This window comes from Tumebacillus algifaecis (assembly GCF_002243515.1).
Classification (GTDB): Bacteria; Bacillota; Bacilli; order Tumebacillales; family Tumebacillaceae; genus Tumebacillus_A; species Tumebacillus_A algifaecis.
This window is the reverse complement of sequence record NZ_CP022657.1, coordinates 2,199,696-2,216,530: the sequence shown is the minus strand read 5'-3', so window position 1 is coordinate 2,216,530 and position 16,835 is coordinate 2,199,696. Positions and strand designations below refer to the sequence as shown.

The following is a 16,835-nucleotide window of genomic DNA, read 5'->3' as shown; positions in this document are numbered from 1 at the left end:
CCTTTTCATGAGATTCTAAGCTGTGCGCGCAGGCACAGCTTAGAATCGGGTGTGATCAGCGTGAACGTTCGGTCAGCACCGCTCGCATCGTCGCAGCCAGCGTTTTCACATGCGGTTGTTGCACCACCGTGTAGTGATTGCCCGGCACGTCATAACTGACAGCTTCACAGCCCAGACCCTGCCACTCCGACAACGCGGTCGCAGGCAGGCTGCCCTGTTCGGCGCGCAGCAGGACGAGAGGAACGTCTGCTGGCTGTGGTTGGTAGCGGCAGAGCGCGGTGATATTCGCGCGATAGACGTGGAACATGCGCTCGAGATCGTGCAGTTCGAACGAATCGGAAAGCACGCGATGGGCGCGCGCGACTTGGAGCGCTCGACGCAGGATGTCCGTTGCGCTCAGCCTTTCATTTTGACCCGCTTCCACCTCTACTTCGTCTGCCAAGGCGAAGCGTCCCGCAAGGTCTTGCACAAAACCGAGCGCCAACTCGGCTTCGTCCAGTTCTGCGACCGTCTCGCCAACAGCGGTCGGCATCCGCGTGTCGAGCAGCAGCACTCGCTCCACTCGTTCGCCGAGCCGCACCAGTTGCGCGGCCATCTCATAGGCGACCGCTCCACCAAACGACCAACCTGCAAGCAGATAAGGTCCTTGGGGTTGGACGGCGCGCACGCTTTCGATGTAGCGAGCGGCCATCGTTTGTACATCGGTGAGCGGAGCACTGCCCGGCTCCAGCCCTTGTGCTTGCAAGGCGAAGATTGGGCGTTCGCGTAGCTCAGCGCTGAGTTCTAGATAGCTGAAAGCGTTGCCGCTGACCGCATGGACAAGGATCAGCGGGGTCATTCCCGCCGTTCCTGCGTTCAACTTGACGAGCGGCGAATGCTCGATCACCGCCTCCGATGTGCCTTGGCGCACCAATTCAGCCAATTGTTCGACGGTCGGATGCTGGAACAGGCTGGCCATCTGCAGGCGCATCCCCAACCGCTTTTCTACTTCGGCCAGCAGGCGCACGGCGAGCAACGAGTGTCCGCCGATGGTGAAGAAGTCATCTTCGATACCGACTCGCGCTTGTCCCAACACATCTTGCCAAACTGTGGCAAGCTGCCATTCCAGTTCGTCGCGCGGTGGGACATACTGTACCCCTGCTCGATTCCATTCCGGTTTTGGCAAGGCTCGACGGTCGATTTTGCCGTTCGGACTAAGCGGCCAGCGCTCCACCATCACAAACGCGGACGGTACCATCGGACCTGGTAACACCGCTTGCAGGGAACTGCGCAGTTCGCTTGCGCCCACCTGACTGGCAGGCAGAATGTAGGCGATCAGACGCTTTTGTCCCTGCTCGTCAGCGTGCACCAGACAGATGCTCTCTGCGACCGTAGGAAGTTTGGTTAAAGCTGCTTCAACTTCGCCCAATTCGACGCGGAACCCACGGATTTTCACCTGCTGGTCGGCGCGGCCGAGGAACTCGATGTTTCCATCCGGAAGGTAGCGGGCCATGTCCCCCGTCTTGTACAGCACCTCACCCGAATCTGGCTTCAGCGGATGCGGGATGAATTTTTCAGCCGTCAGTTCGGGCTGATTGCGGTAGCCCCGCGCCAAGCCGATCCCGCCGAGATAGATCTCCCCGTACACCCCGATCGGCACCGGGTTCAGATGGCGGTCAAAGATGTACGTCGATGTGTTTTGCACCGGTCGGCCGATCGGGGTGACCCGGTCTTTGACCTGCTGCGGATCGAACACGTAAAGATCCGATGCGATGCTCGCTTCGGTCGGGCCGTAACCGTTGATGATCGTAACGCCCGGAATCTGTCGGTGCAGTTGCTCCAACAGCCGTTCGCGGATCGGTTCGACCCCGACGATCATTCGACGCAGGCTGGTGCTGTTGCCGCTCGCCAGCCAGTTGGCAAATTCTTTGAGCAAAAAGGGCGGCAGGTAGGCGCTGTGGATTTCGTTTTGCCACAGCCAGCGGAAGAATGCATCGCTGTCTGTGCGCACCGTTTCTGGCACGATCTGCACAGTCGCTCCGTGCAGCAGCGCGCTGAAGATTTCCAAAACGGAGACGTCAAATCCTACGCTCGTCCAAACTGAACAATTGTCGCCCGTCCGCACCGCTCGTTTGTGCTGGAGATCGGCGATCAGGTTGATCGGGCCTCTCTGAATACATTCGACCCCTTTTGGCACCCCGGTCGTACCCGATGTGTACAAAATGTAGAACAGGTCGTCAGGACGATTCACTGAGCTAGGATTGTCCATCGATTCCTGTGCAAACTGGGCTTCGTGAGCATCGAGCAGAATCGTTTCTGCTCCTGCGCCTTGCAAAAGGGGTTGCAAATGCGCTTCGGTGAGCAACAGATGCGGATGTGCATCAGTCAACATCAGTTGGAGACGCTCCGCCGGGTGTGTGATATCGAGCGGCAGGTAAGCGGCCCCTGCCTTTAAAATGCCGAGCATGCCGATGATCATCTGTGCTGACCGCTCCGTGCACAAGGCGATCACCGACTCCCTGCCCGCGCCTTTTTTGCGCAGATAATGCGCAAGGGAGTTCGCTTTGCCGTTCAGTTCTTCGTAGGTGAGCGAAATCTTATCCGCCACCACGGCGAGCGCGTGCGGTGTGCGCAACGCTTGTTGCTCGAACAGTTGCTGGATGCAGACCTGTTCTGGGTACTCACCTTGCGTTTCATTCCACGTCCCCAACAACTGACTGCGTTCTGCGGCAGACAGCAAGGTGAGGTCGCCAAGCGCTTTCTGTGGCGCATCGACAATGCTTTCCAGCAGATTACGGAAATGTCCGATCATTCGGCTGATCGTCGTCGCGTCAAACAGATCGGTGTTGTATTCGAACGCACCGTTCAGCTGTCCGTCCACCTCTTCCAGTGCGAGGGACAGTTCGAATTTCGCAGTGTTGCGCACAAGCGACAGTTCATCGATCGCAAGCCCTTGCAGTTGGAGCGGCTGTTCCGGCACGTTTTGCAGTGCGAACATCACTTGGAACAGCGGTGTTCGGGAAGCGTCGCGGTCGGTCGCGAGCATTTCGACGAGCTGTTCGAACGGCACATCCTGATGCGCGAACGCCCCAAGTGCCGTTTCGCGGACACGGGTCAGCAAGTCGAGGAAAGACGGCGCGCCAGAAAGATCGGTGCGCATGACCAGCGTGTTGATAAAGAAGCCGATGATTCGTTCGGTCGCTTCGCTCTGACGTCCCGCGACCGGTGTGCCGACTGCGATGTCCTCCTGCCCGCTGTAGCGCATGAGCAACGTTTGGTACGCGGCGAGCAACGTCATGAACAAGGTGACGTCCTGCTCGTTGCTGAGCTGTTGTAACTTCGCGGTCAGCCCTGCGTCGATCGCAAACATCTCCACTGCGCCGTTGTGGGTCTGAACAGGCGGATGTGGACGGTCGGTCGGAAGTTGCAGAACGGGCAGTTCACTTCCCAATTGCCGCTTCCAGTACGACAGTTGGCGTTCCATCTCCACTCCTTGCAACCACTGGCGCTGCCAAGCTGCAAAATCGGCATACCGAACGGGAACCTGAGGCAATTGCTGTAACAGAGATTCGCCTTCGCCGCCTTGCAGATGTGCGACATAGAGCGCCGACAGCTCCTCAGCAAAGATGCTGAGCGACCAGCCGTCCGAAATGATGTGATGCATCGTGACGACGAACAGATGCTCCTCCACTTCCACTTGCAGCAGTTGGAAACGCACGAGCGGACCGGTTTGCAAATCGAATGGCATGTCGGTTGCCCGTTGCACCAGCTCATGTGCGGTTTGCTCTCGCTTCGCAGAAGCGAGTTCGCGCAAGTCGTGGAAGTCGAGCAACGGCCCTGCAGAAGCAGGAGCGATCACTTGCACGACGCCCGCTTCGCTCTCTTGGAAAGAGGTTCGCAACGACTCATGGCGTTGTACGAGCAACAGCAAGCTGTTCTCGAATGCGCGACGATCGAGCTGACCTGTCAAGCGAACGGCAAACGGCATGTTGTACAACGAGTTGGACGAAAGCATCTGCTCCAACAGCCACAGGCGCTGTTGAGCAAAGGACAGCGGCAAGGCTTGACCATCTGCGATCACCGGAATCGTTTGTCCGTCCGCTTCCGGCTGCAGGTGCAAAATGGCTTCCGCTAACCCGGCCACCGTAGGGGCTTCAAACAAGGTGCGCAGCGGAACTCGTTTTTGCAACCGCGCGTTCAGACGGGAGATCATCTGCACCGCCCGCAGCGAGTGACCGCCCAAGCGGAAGAAGTTGTCGGTCACACCGATCTCTTCATGTCCCAGCACTTCAGCCCAGATGCTTACAATCTGTTCTTCGAGCGGAGTGCGCGGCAGGACGTGCATCTGCGTTTTATCAATGCTGGCGCTCGGCTCGGGAAGCGCGTTGCGGTCGATCTTTCCGTTTGGTGTCAGCGGGAACTGCTCCAAGACGAGAAAAGCATCTGGCAACATATAAGACGGCAACTTGCTCTGCACGAAGAGCGACAGGTCCTCGACGCCTTGCAATTGTGGGGCGATCAGGTACGCAACCAGCCGTTTGTTGCCCGTTTTGTCAGCGCGTGCGGTCACCAACGCCTGGTTGATGTGCGGATGGAGGCTAAGTGCCGCTTCAATGTCCCCTGTCTCGATGCGGAATCCGCGAATCTTCACTTGGTTGTCGAGACGGTCGAGGTATTCCAACGTGCCACAGGCAAGCCAGCGCACCGCATCACCCGTTTTGTACAGCGTATCTTCCCCATCGAACGGGCTGGGCAAGAAGCGTTCTGCTGTCAGGTCCGGTCGGTTCAGGTAACCTCTGGCGATGCCATGTCCGCCAAGATACAGTTCACCCGACACGCCGACAGGAACAGGCTGTAGCTTTTGATCGAGCACGTAGGCGCGGGTGTTGGCGATCGGACGGCCGATCGGCATCGGGCGCTTCACTTCCTCGACGCGGTGAACGGTAGCCCAGATCGTCGCTTCTGTCGGTCCGTACAGGTTGTACAGCGGGGCTTGCAGATCGAGCAAGTTAGCCGCAAGCTCTGCAGATAACGCCTCCCCGCCGACGAGCATGCGCAGGCGCGATGAATTGGTCCAGCCTACAGCGAGCAACATCTGCCACGTGACCGGTGTCGCTTGCAAGACGGTCACCTGCTTTTCATCGAGCAGACGCGCCAACCGTTCGCCGTCGCCTACGGTCGCTCGGTCGGCGAGGACAATTTGGGCACCACAGATCAAAGGCAGATACAGTTCCAGTCCGGCGATGTCAAAAGACAAGGAAGTGACAGCACACAGCACGTCTTGCGCTGTGAACTCCAACTCGTGTTGCATTGCCAGCAGGAAGTTGCTCAAACTGCGGTGTTCAATCGCCACGCCTTTCGGTGTCCCTGTCGAGCCCGATGTGTAGATGACATAAGCGAGATCGTGCTCCGCTACCGACACCTGCAGATTCTCCGCAGGGAACGCGGTCAACGGCTCTCCGTCCTCGAGATCGATCACTTGCGCGCCATGCGGCGGCAAGCTGGTCGCCAGCGCACTTTTCGTGACGAGGAGCGACGCTTGCGAATCTTCGAGCATCAAGTGCAGGCGTTCCTGCGGATAGGTCGGGTCGAGCGGCACGTAGGCGCTGCCCGCCTTCAGAATGCCGAGCACGCCGATCAGCAGGTCCAGTGAGCGCTCGAGACAGATCCCGATCAGTTGGTCTGGGCCTGCTCCCCGCTCTCGAAGCAGATGGGCCAGGCGGTTTGCTCGCTCGTTGAGCTCTTCATAAGTCAGACTCTCTCCGTTGCATACGATGGCGCGTGCAAGAGGTGTTTGTTGCACTTGCGCTTCGAACAGTCGATGAACGGGCAGGTGTGACGGCACGTCTCGCTCCGTCGAGTTCCAATCGTGTAGCAGTTGCGAACGCTCTGCGTCGTTCAAGAGCGGCAGTTGCGAGATCGGTTGCGTCGGATCGTGCACGATCGCATCAAGCAGCGTGTGGAAATGTCCGAGCAAGCGTTCGATCGTGGCCGCCTCGAACAGGTCGGTGTTGTATTCAAACACCCCAGTCAGCGTCTCCTCTTCTACCGTCATATACAGAGAGAGGTCGAACTTCGCCGTGGTGTGCTCAAACTCGAATGCGCTCATCCTCACATCTTGCAGAGCAAAATCGGTCGCGGTCGGCATGTTTTGCAAAGCGAAGAACGTCTGGAACAGCGGAGAGCGACTCATGTCGCGTTCCAACTCAAGCTCATCGACCAACTTTTCGAACGGCAGATCCTGGTGTGCAAATGCTTCCAACGTCATATCGCGCACACGGTCGATCAACTGCACAAAGTTCGGTTCGCCCGATAAATCGGTGCGCATCACCAACGTGTTGATAAACAGACCGACAATTCGTTCCGTGTCTTTGCGTGTACGTCCGGCAATCGGTGTGCCGACCAGAATGTCGTTTTGACCTGCGAGGCGTCCGAGCAACGTTTGGAACGCGCCAAGCAATGTCATGAACAGAGTGGCGCCCTGTTGTTGGCTCAGTTGTTGCAGCCCTTCGGTCAGTGCCGGGGTCAAGGCAAAATGAGCCGTCGCTCCAGCGTAGGTTTGAACAGCTGGACGCGGTTGATCGATTGGCAACTGCAGGACGGGCAGATCACCAGAAAGCTGGTTTTTCCAATAGGCGAGCTGATTCTGCAGCTCCGGCCCTTGCAACCACGACCGCTGCCAGACGGCGAAATCGGCGTATTGGAGTGGAAGTTCCGGGAGCATCGATTGCTCGCCGCGGACGAGGTGATCATAGAGTTCGCCCAATTCTTGTGTGAAGATCCCTCGCGACCAGCCGTCCGAAATAATGTGGTGCAAGGTGAGCAGCAGTACATGTTCGTCATCTGCTGTCTGCCACAGTCGAAAGCGCACCAGCGGGCCCGAGCGGAGATCGAACGGTTGATCTGCCTCCGTCTGCACCTCCTGCAACAGAGCGCGCTCGCGCTGTTGTTGCGGAATGACGCGCAAATCTTCGACCAGCAACTTTCGCCATGCAGGTTCTGCGATCACTTGCACGGTGCCGCCCTCCCGCTCCTGAAACGTGGTACGGAACGATTCATGACGGACCAGCAGTTCGTTTACGCTTTGCTGGAGCGCGGAAACGTTCAAATTTCCGCTCAAGCGCACTGCATACGGCATGTTGTACGCCGCGCTCGCAGGCATCAATTGATCGAGTAACCACATGCGCTCTTGCGCGAACGAAAGCGGCAAATCTTGTGTCCGAGAAGCCCTTGTAATCGGCGTGTCCAGACTGCTGCGCGACTCCGCTTGCAGCTGTTGAACCTTTTGCGCCAATGACGCGACGGTCGGACATTCAAACAGGCTGCGCAACGGAACTTTGATCGCAAAGGCGGCCGAGATACGCGAAATCGCTTGGGTCGCCAACAACGAGTGACCGCCAAGGCCGAAGAAGTCTTCTTCAATACCCACCTTGTCCAAACGAAGCACTTCGGCAAAGATATCAGCCAAAGTCTGCTCTGTTGACGTTCGCGGCGCGATGTAGTCGGCATCTTCCAAGCGCAGGTTCAGGTCTGGCACGGGTAGTGCGCGACGGTCGATTTTGCCATTTGCGGTCAGCGGAATCGCAGACATCTCGACAAAGGCGGATGGCACCATATAGTCGGGCAGTTCGGCCTGCATAAACTGGCGCAGATCTACCTGCTCACCTTCCGCTCCTTCTGCCAACACGACATAGGCGATCAGGCGGCGGTCGCCCGTTTCGTCCTCATGTGCTACCACCACATTTTCTTGCACCTGCGGATGATTTCCGAGCACCGTCTCCACTTCCCCAAGTTCGACGCGGAAGCCACGGATTTTCACCTGTGAATCGATCCGAGTCAGGAACTCCAATCTGCCGTCGGGCAGTCGGCGCGCCAAATCGCCCGTCTTGTACAGACGTGCGCCCGGTTCGGTGCGGAACGGATCGGGCAAGTAGCGCTCTGCGGTGAGATCAGGGCGACCCAGATAGCCTCTGGTCACACCCGCTCCTCCAAAGTACACCTCGCCTGGCACGCCAAACGGTACCGGGCTTAGATGCTCGTCGAGCAGGTAGACCTGCACATTGCCAATCGGACGGCCCAGCGGAACGGTTGGGGTCTGACGGCTGGACAGATCGGCCTCTACCCGGTAAACCACGCCTGCGATCGTGACTTCGGTCGGGCCATAGTGGTTGATGACAAACTGTCCCGAGCCATGCTCTTCAATGCGCTTGATCAGATCCCAACGCAGTGTTTCTCCGCCGAGCACCATGCCTTTTTGCGGCAAAACTTTCTCCGGTGCCGCGGTCATCAGTGCGGCCAGATGCGTCGGAACAATCTTCAACAGGTCGATCGGATGCTCTGCAAAATAGTCGGCCATCAGCCCTGGATCGGAGATGCGCTCCTGCGACAGGAGGTGCAACGTACCGCCGCGGCAGAGCGCCGGATAGATCGCCGTGTTCCCGACGTCTGCCGCCAAGGTCGAGACATTGCCGTAGCTAGCCTCGGCTGGCAACTGCATCACGTCGCCGATCCCGTACAGGTAGTTCAGCACATTGCGGTGTTCGACCATCACGCCTTTTGGTCGTCCTGTCGAGCCAGAAGTGAAGATGACATAGACCAAATGGTTGGCTGTTGCGCCGCTGACCAGATTTTCGGTGCTGTTGTCCGCTACCTGCGCCCAGTCGCGGTCGAGGCAGAGCGACAACACATCCGACTTTGAAAACACCGCCAACAACGAGGTCTGCGTCAACACGACCGGAACTTGTGTCAATTCCAGCATGTAAGCCACGCGATCTTGCGGGTAGGTCGGGTCGAACGCCACATAGGCACCGCCCGCCTTCAACACCGCAAGCAATGCGACGATCATCATCGGAGAACGCTCGAGGCAGATGCCGACGATCGTATCCGGCCCTACGCCCCACTCGCGCAGTTGATGGGCAAGTTGGTTGGCGCACTCATTGAGCTGTTGGTAGGTCAGGTGTTGATCTTCATAGACGACGGCGAGACGTTGCGGGACCAGCGCAGCTTGCTCTTCGAACAGTTCATGCACCAATCGTTCGGTCGGGTAGTCTACTTGCGTTTTGTTGCACTCGTACAGTAGCGCCGTGCGCTCCACTTCTTCGATCATCGGCAAGCGAGACAGTTCGACCTGCGGCTCTTGGACGATGCTGTGCAACAGGTTTTGGAAATGTCCGATCATCCGTTCGATCGTCGAGGCGTCAAACAGATCGGTGTTGTACTCCAAACCGCCAAACAGTGCATCGCCTGCTTCGCTGAGCGTCATGTTCAAATCGAAGCGCGCGACCTCCTGCGGCAGTTCGAAGATGCTCAGGGACAGATCGGTCAGTTCCACTTGCGTTTTCGCATCGTTTTGCAAGGCAAAAACAGCTTGGAACAGCGGCGAGCTGCTCAAGTCACGTCCGTTGTGCAGTTCTTCGACCAACCGTTCAAACGGCACATCCTGATGGGCATACGCATTGAGCGCCGTTTCGCGCACACGTGCCAAAACGGTTTCGAAGGAGTCATTCCCGCTCAGGTCGGAGCGCAGTACCAGCATGTTGACGAAAAAGCCGATCATCTGCTCCGTCTCCTGCTTGCGGCGTCCAGCGATCGGTGTGCCGACACAGAAGTCTTCCTGCCCCGTGTAGCGGAACAGCAAAGTTTGGAAGGCCGCAAGCAACGTCATGAACAAGGTGGTGCCATGTTGGCGGCTCAAGCTGCGCAATCGCTGCGCCGTCTCAGTAGCCACCTGAAACTCGATCGTCGCCCCGCGATAGGTCTGCACGGCAGGGCGAGGACGGTCGGTCAACAATTGCAACACAGGCGGTTCTCCGCCCAGTTGCTTCCGCCAATAGTTCATCTGGCTTTCCAATACGTCCTCGGTCAGCCACTCGCGCTGCCAAAGCGCAAAGTCGGCGTACTGCAACGGTTGCTCGGTGAGTGTTGCAGGCTCCCCTTTGGCGCGCGACTCATACAAGGCGCTCAAGTCGCGGATCAAAATTTCCATCGACCAGCCGTCGGTGATGATATGGTGCATGTTCAAAAGCAAGACATGCTCATCGGGTGCGATCCGCATCAACAAAGTGCGGAGCAGTGGCCCACGGCTCAACTCAAACGGACGTCGCACCTCTTCGCCAATCTGTCGCCGTACTAACGCTTCTCGCTCCTCCTGCGGAACGTCCTGAAAATCTGCAAATTCGAGCGGAACGGACTGCTCGTGATCGATGATCTGCACAGGATGTCCTTTGTCCTCAGCGAAGCGAGTGCGCAACACCTCATGGCGCTCGATCAGGTCGGCAAAGCTTTGTTCAAGTGCCGTCGCGTCCAAACGCCCCGTCAGCCGCACGGCCAGCGGAACGCTGTAGACCGAGCGGTCGTCCAACATTTGGTCGAGCATCCACAAGCGCTGTTGGGCAAAGGAAAGCGGCAATGCCTCGTCCCGGGAAACTAGCCGCAGCGGCGGCAGTTCTTCAGTCCGCGCCTCCGTTTGCAGGTGCTCAATCCCTTTTGCAAGCTCAAACGGTGTCGGGTATTCGAACAGCAGACGGAGTGGGACTTCCAGTTGTAGACGAGCATTGAGGCGTGACACGACCTGCGTCGCCAGCAACGAGTGTCCGCCGCTCGCAAAGAAATCATCCTCTGCCCCAATACGCTCGGCCTGCAACACTTCCGCAAACGAGTCGGCAATCATCTGCTCAAGCGCAGTGCTTGGCGCTACATATTCGCCCGTTCCCAAATAGACAGGGACGGGAAGCGCCTTGCGATCCAATTTCATGTTCGGAGTCAGCGGCATCGCTTCCAACTGGACGAATGCGGCAGGCACCATATGGGTCGGCAGTTCAGCTTTGGCCAGCCTGCGCAACTCCTCGGCCTCAAGCGCTCCTAGCGCGGTATAATAGGCGGCCAATCGCTGATCGCCCGGCACGTCCTCGCGCACGATCACCGCCACTTCGCGCACCTGCGAATGTTGGGACAGCACCGCTTCGATTTCGCCCGTTTCGATCCGAAACCCGCGAACTTTGACCTGATTGTCGGCGCGACCGAGGAAATTCACCGTTCCATCTGGCCGCCACGCGCCAAGGTCTCCCGTCTTGTACATGCGCTCTCCCGTGCGGAACGGGTTGTGGACAAAGCGCTCCTCTGTCAGATCGGGGCGCTTGTAATAGCCGCGCGCCACCCCTCGGCCTCCGATGTACAGTTCTCCGGGGACCCCGACTGGCTGTGGGTTCATCTCAGCATCGAGAATGTAAAAACAGGTTCCAGGCAATGGTCCGCCAATCGGCACAGAGCCGGCAAGCGACAGGTCAAACTGTGCCAAGTCGATTTCAAAATAGGCGGAGTCGATCGTCGTCTCGGTGATGCCGTAGGAGTTGATGATTCGCATTCCGTTTCCAAAGCGTTCAAGCATTCGTCGATAATCGGCGGCAGAGAACACATCGGAGCCGACCGAGAACAACTCGACCTGATCGATCTTGAACCCGTTTTGATACACATACTCCAGCAAAGGAACAGCAAGCCCTGGGGTCAGGTCGATATAATTGATCGCTTCTGCCTTGATCAACTCGTACAGAGCAGCTACATCGAGCCGCACATCAGCTGGGCAGATCACCAAGCTGCCGCCCGACACGAACAGACGGAGCAAATCGCCTGCGAACACGTCAAACGACATCGATGCAATCTGTAGCATTCGAGCGTCGAAGTGATCCAATCTGTGTTCTTGTAGGTAGCAGTGAGCCACATAAACCAACGTGTCGTGTTGGACCATCACACCTTTGGGAACGCCTGTCGTTCCTGAGGTGAAGATCACATACGCCAAATCGGTCGGGGTCGCCTCTCCTACCAGATTGTGCACAGGCTCCTGTGCCAACAGTTCCCGCTCTCGATCCACGCAAATCACAGGGACTTGATGATTGGGCAACATGCCGAGCAGCTCAGATTCGGTGAGCAGCAGGGTCAGATCACACTGTTCAAGCATCAAGGAGATCCGTTCTTTCGGATAGCTCGGATCGATCGGCACATACGCGCCACCCGCTTTGAGCACCGCCAAGACGGTGATCACCATCTGCTCGGAACGCTCGACACAGATTCCGACCAGCGTTTCTCGGCCTACCCCGCGGCGGCGCAGGTGGTGAGCGAGGCGATTGGCTTGCTCGTTGACCTCGAGATAGGTCCATCGATTACCTGCAAAAACGATGGCGGTCGCATCCGGCTTCTGCTCTGCTTGCTGTTCGAAGAGCTGGTGTACGCACATCCCTGCTGGAACCTCGATCGCACGTCCGTTCCACCCTTCCAACACCTGTTCCCGTTCCGTTTCGTGGAGCAGTGGATAGCTGCTCAGCTTTTGGTCCGGCATGTGGATGATCGCGCTTAGCAAGACGGTGAAATGCTCCACCATCCGCGCTACCGTCTGTTCAGCAAATAGATCACAGTTGTATTCCAGTTCCCCCTGTACACCCGTCTCCGTCTCGGCAAGAGTCAAGGACAGATCGAACATCGCATTACCGTGTTCAATCTCCAAAGGCGCAACGGACAGTCCTGGCAGTTCCAACTGCGAAATGGGCGTGTTTTGCAGAGTAAACATCACTTGGAACAGCGGAGAATGGCTCAAACTCCGCTCCGGTTGGAGCTCTTCCACCAACTTTTCAAACGGTACGTCCTGATGAGCGAACGCCTCCAACGTCGTAACTCGCGTCCGTTCCAGCAGTTCACGGAACGTCAGCTCCTTCGACAGGTCGCTGCGCAGAACGAGCGTGTTGACAAAAAAGCCGATCAGCGGTTCGATCTCCGCCGCGGTGCGCCCTGCGATCGGCGAACCGATGGCAAAGTCCTCCTGACCCGTATAGCGGTACAACAAGGTCTGGAAAGCGGCGAGCAACGTGATGTACAAAGTTGCTCCTTCCGTTTGGCTCAACTCGCTCAGTCCCTGTACCACCTCTTGCGGCAACTGGATCGGAATGCGCCCACCGCGATTGCTCTGCACCGCCGGCCGTGGAGAGTCGGTCGGCAACTGCAACGTTTCGACGCCGCGCAGTTTTTCTTTCCAATACGCCAATTGAGCGTCGAGCACTTCCCCTGCCAACCAGTCCCGTTGCCACTGGGCATAATCGGCATATTGCACAGCAAGCTCCGCCAGCGGCGAGGGCTCTGCTTTTGTAAAGGCGGCATACAAGGAAGCGAACTCGCCAACCAACACGCCGGTAGACCAGCCGTCGGAGATGATATGGTGCATGTTGAGCACCAACACATGTTCATCTGTCGCGAGCCGGAGCAGGAAACAGCGGAACAGCGGGCCGCGTGTCAAATCAAATCCGCGTTGTGCCTCGCTTTGCGCCTGACGCAGCACTTCCTGCTCGCGAGCCTCGCTGTCGAGCAACGTCAGGTCGATCACATCGAGCGTTTGTGACCTAGCCTCGGCGATCACCTGCACAGGCACACCTTCTGCTTCGGTGAACGTGGTGCGCAAGATCTCATGGCGGCTGACGATCTCAGTCAGACTTCGCTCCAGCGCCGACAGATCGAGTTCCCCCGTCATGCGCAACCCAAATACGATGTTATAGACCGAACTTTCCGGCAGCATTCGATCAATCACCCACAAGCGCTGTTGGGCAAAAGATAACGGCAGATTGCCGTCGCGCGAACCCGCCCGAATCGGAGGCAGTCGATCCCCATTTTGTTCGAACAGGGATGCTTCGATGCGCGACGCCAGATCGGAAATCAGCGGTGCTTCAAACAGATGCCGCAGTTGAAATTCGATCTGGAACGCATCGCGAATCCGCGAGACAACCTGTGTTGCGAGCAGTGAATGGCCTCCCAGTTCAAAAAAGTTGTCGGAGATGCCCACTTTCGGCACACCCAGCACTTCGCTGTACAGTTCTGTCAGCCGCTGTTCCACGCTGTTGCGAGGTGCGCGATACTCCGCTTCCCGTCCGAGCAGTTCTGCACTGGGCAGCGGCAAGGCGCGACGATCGACCTTTCCGTTTGGCGTGAGTGGGATGTGATCGACGAGCATGAACAAGGACGGCACCATGTAGTCGGGAAGTTTCTCTTTCATAAAGCGGCGATACTCGGCTACATCGGCCGCTTGCCCCGGATGGGCCAGCACATAGGCGATCAGGCGCTTATCCCCTTTGACAAACTCGTGTGCGATCACAACGTTATCGCGAACGGACGGATGTAGCGCGAGGGCCACTTCGATCTCGCCCAGTTCCACACGAACGCCGCGGATCTTGACTTGATCGTCGTTGCGCCCAAGGAACTGCACCGAGCCGTCCGGACGGAAATAGGCGCGGTCGCCCGTCTTGTACATGCGGGTGCCCGGCTCAAACGGGTTGTCCAAGAACGCTTTTTCGGTGAGGTCGGGACGCATCCAATACCCGCGCGCCAAACCGACACCGCCGTAATAGATCTCACCGACCGCACCGATCGGCACAGGTTGCTGGTGTGCGTCCAAAATATAGAGCGTGTTGTTGTCAAACGGCTTGCCGATCGACACGATTTCACCCTGCAAATCGTCTTCGGTGCAAAGGTGTACGGTCGAGTCGATCGATACTTCGGTCGCCCCGCACAGGTTGTAGAGCTTGCGTCCGGGCAGGCGTTCGAAAAAGAGATCGACCAACTCGGGGCGCAGTGCTTCCCCGCTGGAAATCACGCTGCGCAAGGCGCAAAGCTTCGCTTCTGCCGCTGGTGTGACCTCTTCCAAGAACAGCCGTAGCACACTTGGCACAAACTGAATCAACACCGCTTCGAAACGCTCTGCCGCTGCCAGGATCGCCCGCGGGTCACGGTGCAGTCCCGGTTCGAGCAGCGCGATACGTCCGCCGACCATCAGCGGCCAGAAAAACTCGACAGCTGAGTCGTCGAAGGTCAAGGTCGTTTTTTGCAAAACGGTTTCCCCCGCTTGCAAGTTATGCGCTTTCTGGTTCCAGATCATGCGATTGACCCAGCCCAGATGTTCATTGGCCACGCCTTTCGGTTTGCCGGTCGAACCTGATGTGTAGTAGATCGAGACGAGATGGTGCGGCAATACGTGAGCCGACGGCCTGAACTTCGGATAGGCTGCGATTTCTGCACGCTCTTCATCGAGGAAAACAAAGCGCGTGCGCTGCGTGGGCAGCCCGCCTTTCAAATGGGCCTGTGCCAAGCAAACGGCCGCCTGCGATTCTTCCAGCAACTGATCGATGCGGTCAAGTGGTGCTTCCGGATCGACCGGAACAAAGGCACCGCCCGCTTTGAGCACGCCAAGCAATGCGATGACCAGATCGAGCGAGCGCTCGACACAGACGCCGACCGGAACGTCAGGCCCGACACCTAACGACTGCAGATGATGCGCCAACTGATTGGCCCGATCTTCCAGTTCACCATACGTCAATTCCTGCTCGCCATAGACGGCGGCGACCAGATCGGGCGTTTGATCGACCTGTTGCTCAAACAGATGATGCAGGCAGATGTCCTGCGGGAACTCGGCGCTCGTATCATTCCACTCGATCAGCAGTTGGTGACGCTCCGCTTCGGTCAACAGCGGCAGTTCGCCAATCGGCTGAGCTGGATTGGCGGCGACCCCTTCTAACAACGTTTGAAAATGGTTCAACATCCGCGAGATCCTTGCTGGCGTAAACAGGTCAGTGTTGTACTCCAGCCATCCCGTCAAGCCTTCGGGACGATCTTGCATGGCAAGTTCCAGATCAAATTTGGCGATGCGGCTTTCAAATTCGAAGGGCGAGATCGTGACTCCGGGCAGTTCGATACCGCTTGGTGTCGTGGTCTGCAAGGTGAACATCGCTTGGAACAGCGGCGAGATGCTCAGATCGCGCTCCGGCTTGAGCTCCTCGACCAGCTTTTCGAACGGCACGTCTGCGCTGGCAAACGCATCGACCGCCGTTTCGCGCACGCGCTGCAACAGATCGGCAAACGCCGGATTTCCCGACAGATCGGCACGCAGGACGAGCGTGTTGACAAACAGACCGATCAGTTCCTCCGTCTCCTGGCTGTTGCGGCCCGCGACCGGCGTGCCGACCGAAATGTCTTCTTGCCCGCTGTACCGATACATCAGCGTGTGGAAAGCGGTGATCAGCAACATGAAGAGCGTGACTCCTTGTTCCTGACAGACCACCTTGAGCCGTTCGGCAAGCTCGGTCGGCAACGTAAAACTCATCGTCGTCCCGCGATTGGTCTGTACAGGCGGGCGAGGAAAGTCGGTCGGCAACTGCAGCGCGGGCGGATCATCCCCTAGCTGTTGCCGCCAAAAGGCCAGCTGTTGCTCCAACACCTCTCCCTGCAGGTAGTCGCGTTGCCACTCCGCATAGTCCGCATATTGAATCTCCAAGTCTGGAAGCGGCGAGGGCAACCCGGCGCGAAACGCCTCATACAAGGCGACAAATTCGTTGATGAATACGCCCATCGACCAGCCGTCCGAAATGATGTGGTGCATGGTGAGGAGCAAAACGTGCTCCCCTTCCTGCACACAGATCAGTTGCACGCGCAGAAGCGGACCTTTGCGCAGGTCAAACGGCTGAGCCGCTTCTGTTTCCACCAGATGACGCAGCGCTGCCTCCCGCTCCCCCTCCTCGGCTCCGCGCAGATCGGCGCGGAGCATCGCAAGGGTAAGAGATGGCGAGATGACTTGCATCGGCTGCCCATCGATCGGCAGAAAACGCGTGCGCAACACTTCGTGCCGCGCCACGATTTCGTTCAGGCACGCTTCGACAACATCCCCGTCAACCTCCCCTTGCATCCGGACAGCAAACGGGATGTTGTACACAGACGTACCTGGCATGAGTTGATCTAACACCCACATTCTCTGTTGGGCAAATGAGGCGGGAAAAACGTATACCTCAGTGGTATTGGCTGTCTCTTCTTGGCTGGTGAAAGTCATACGCTCC

Annotated in this window: 1 protein-coding gene; it reads right to left on the bottom strand. The window is 57.9% G+C overall.

Annotation, left to right across the window (positions count from 1 at the left end):
- Positions 1–55 precede the first annotated feature (55 nt).
- Complete coding sequence (locus tag CIG75_RS09800; RefSeq protein WP_094236495.1) at positions 56–16,828, bottom strand: non-ribosomal peptide synthetase; 16,773 nt, start codon at positions 16,826–16,828, stop codon at positions 56–58.
- Positions 16,829–16,835 lie beyond the last annotated feature (7 nt).

Coding starts and splice junctions, on each gene's coding strand:
- CIG75_RS09800 (WP_094236495.1), bottom strand. CDS start 16,828: ATGACTTTCACCAGCCAAGAAGAGACAGCCAATACCACTGAGGTATAC.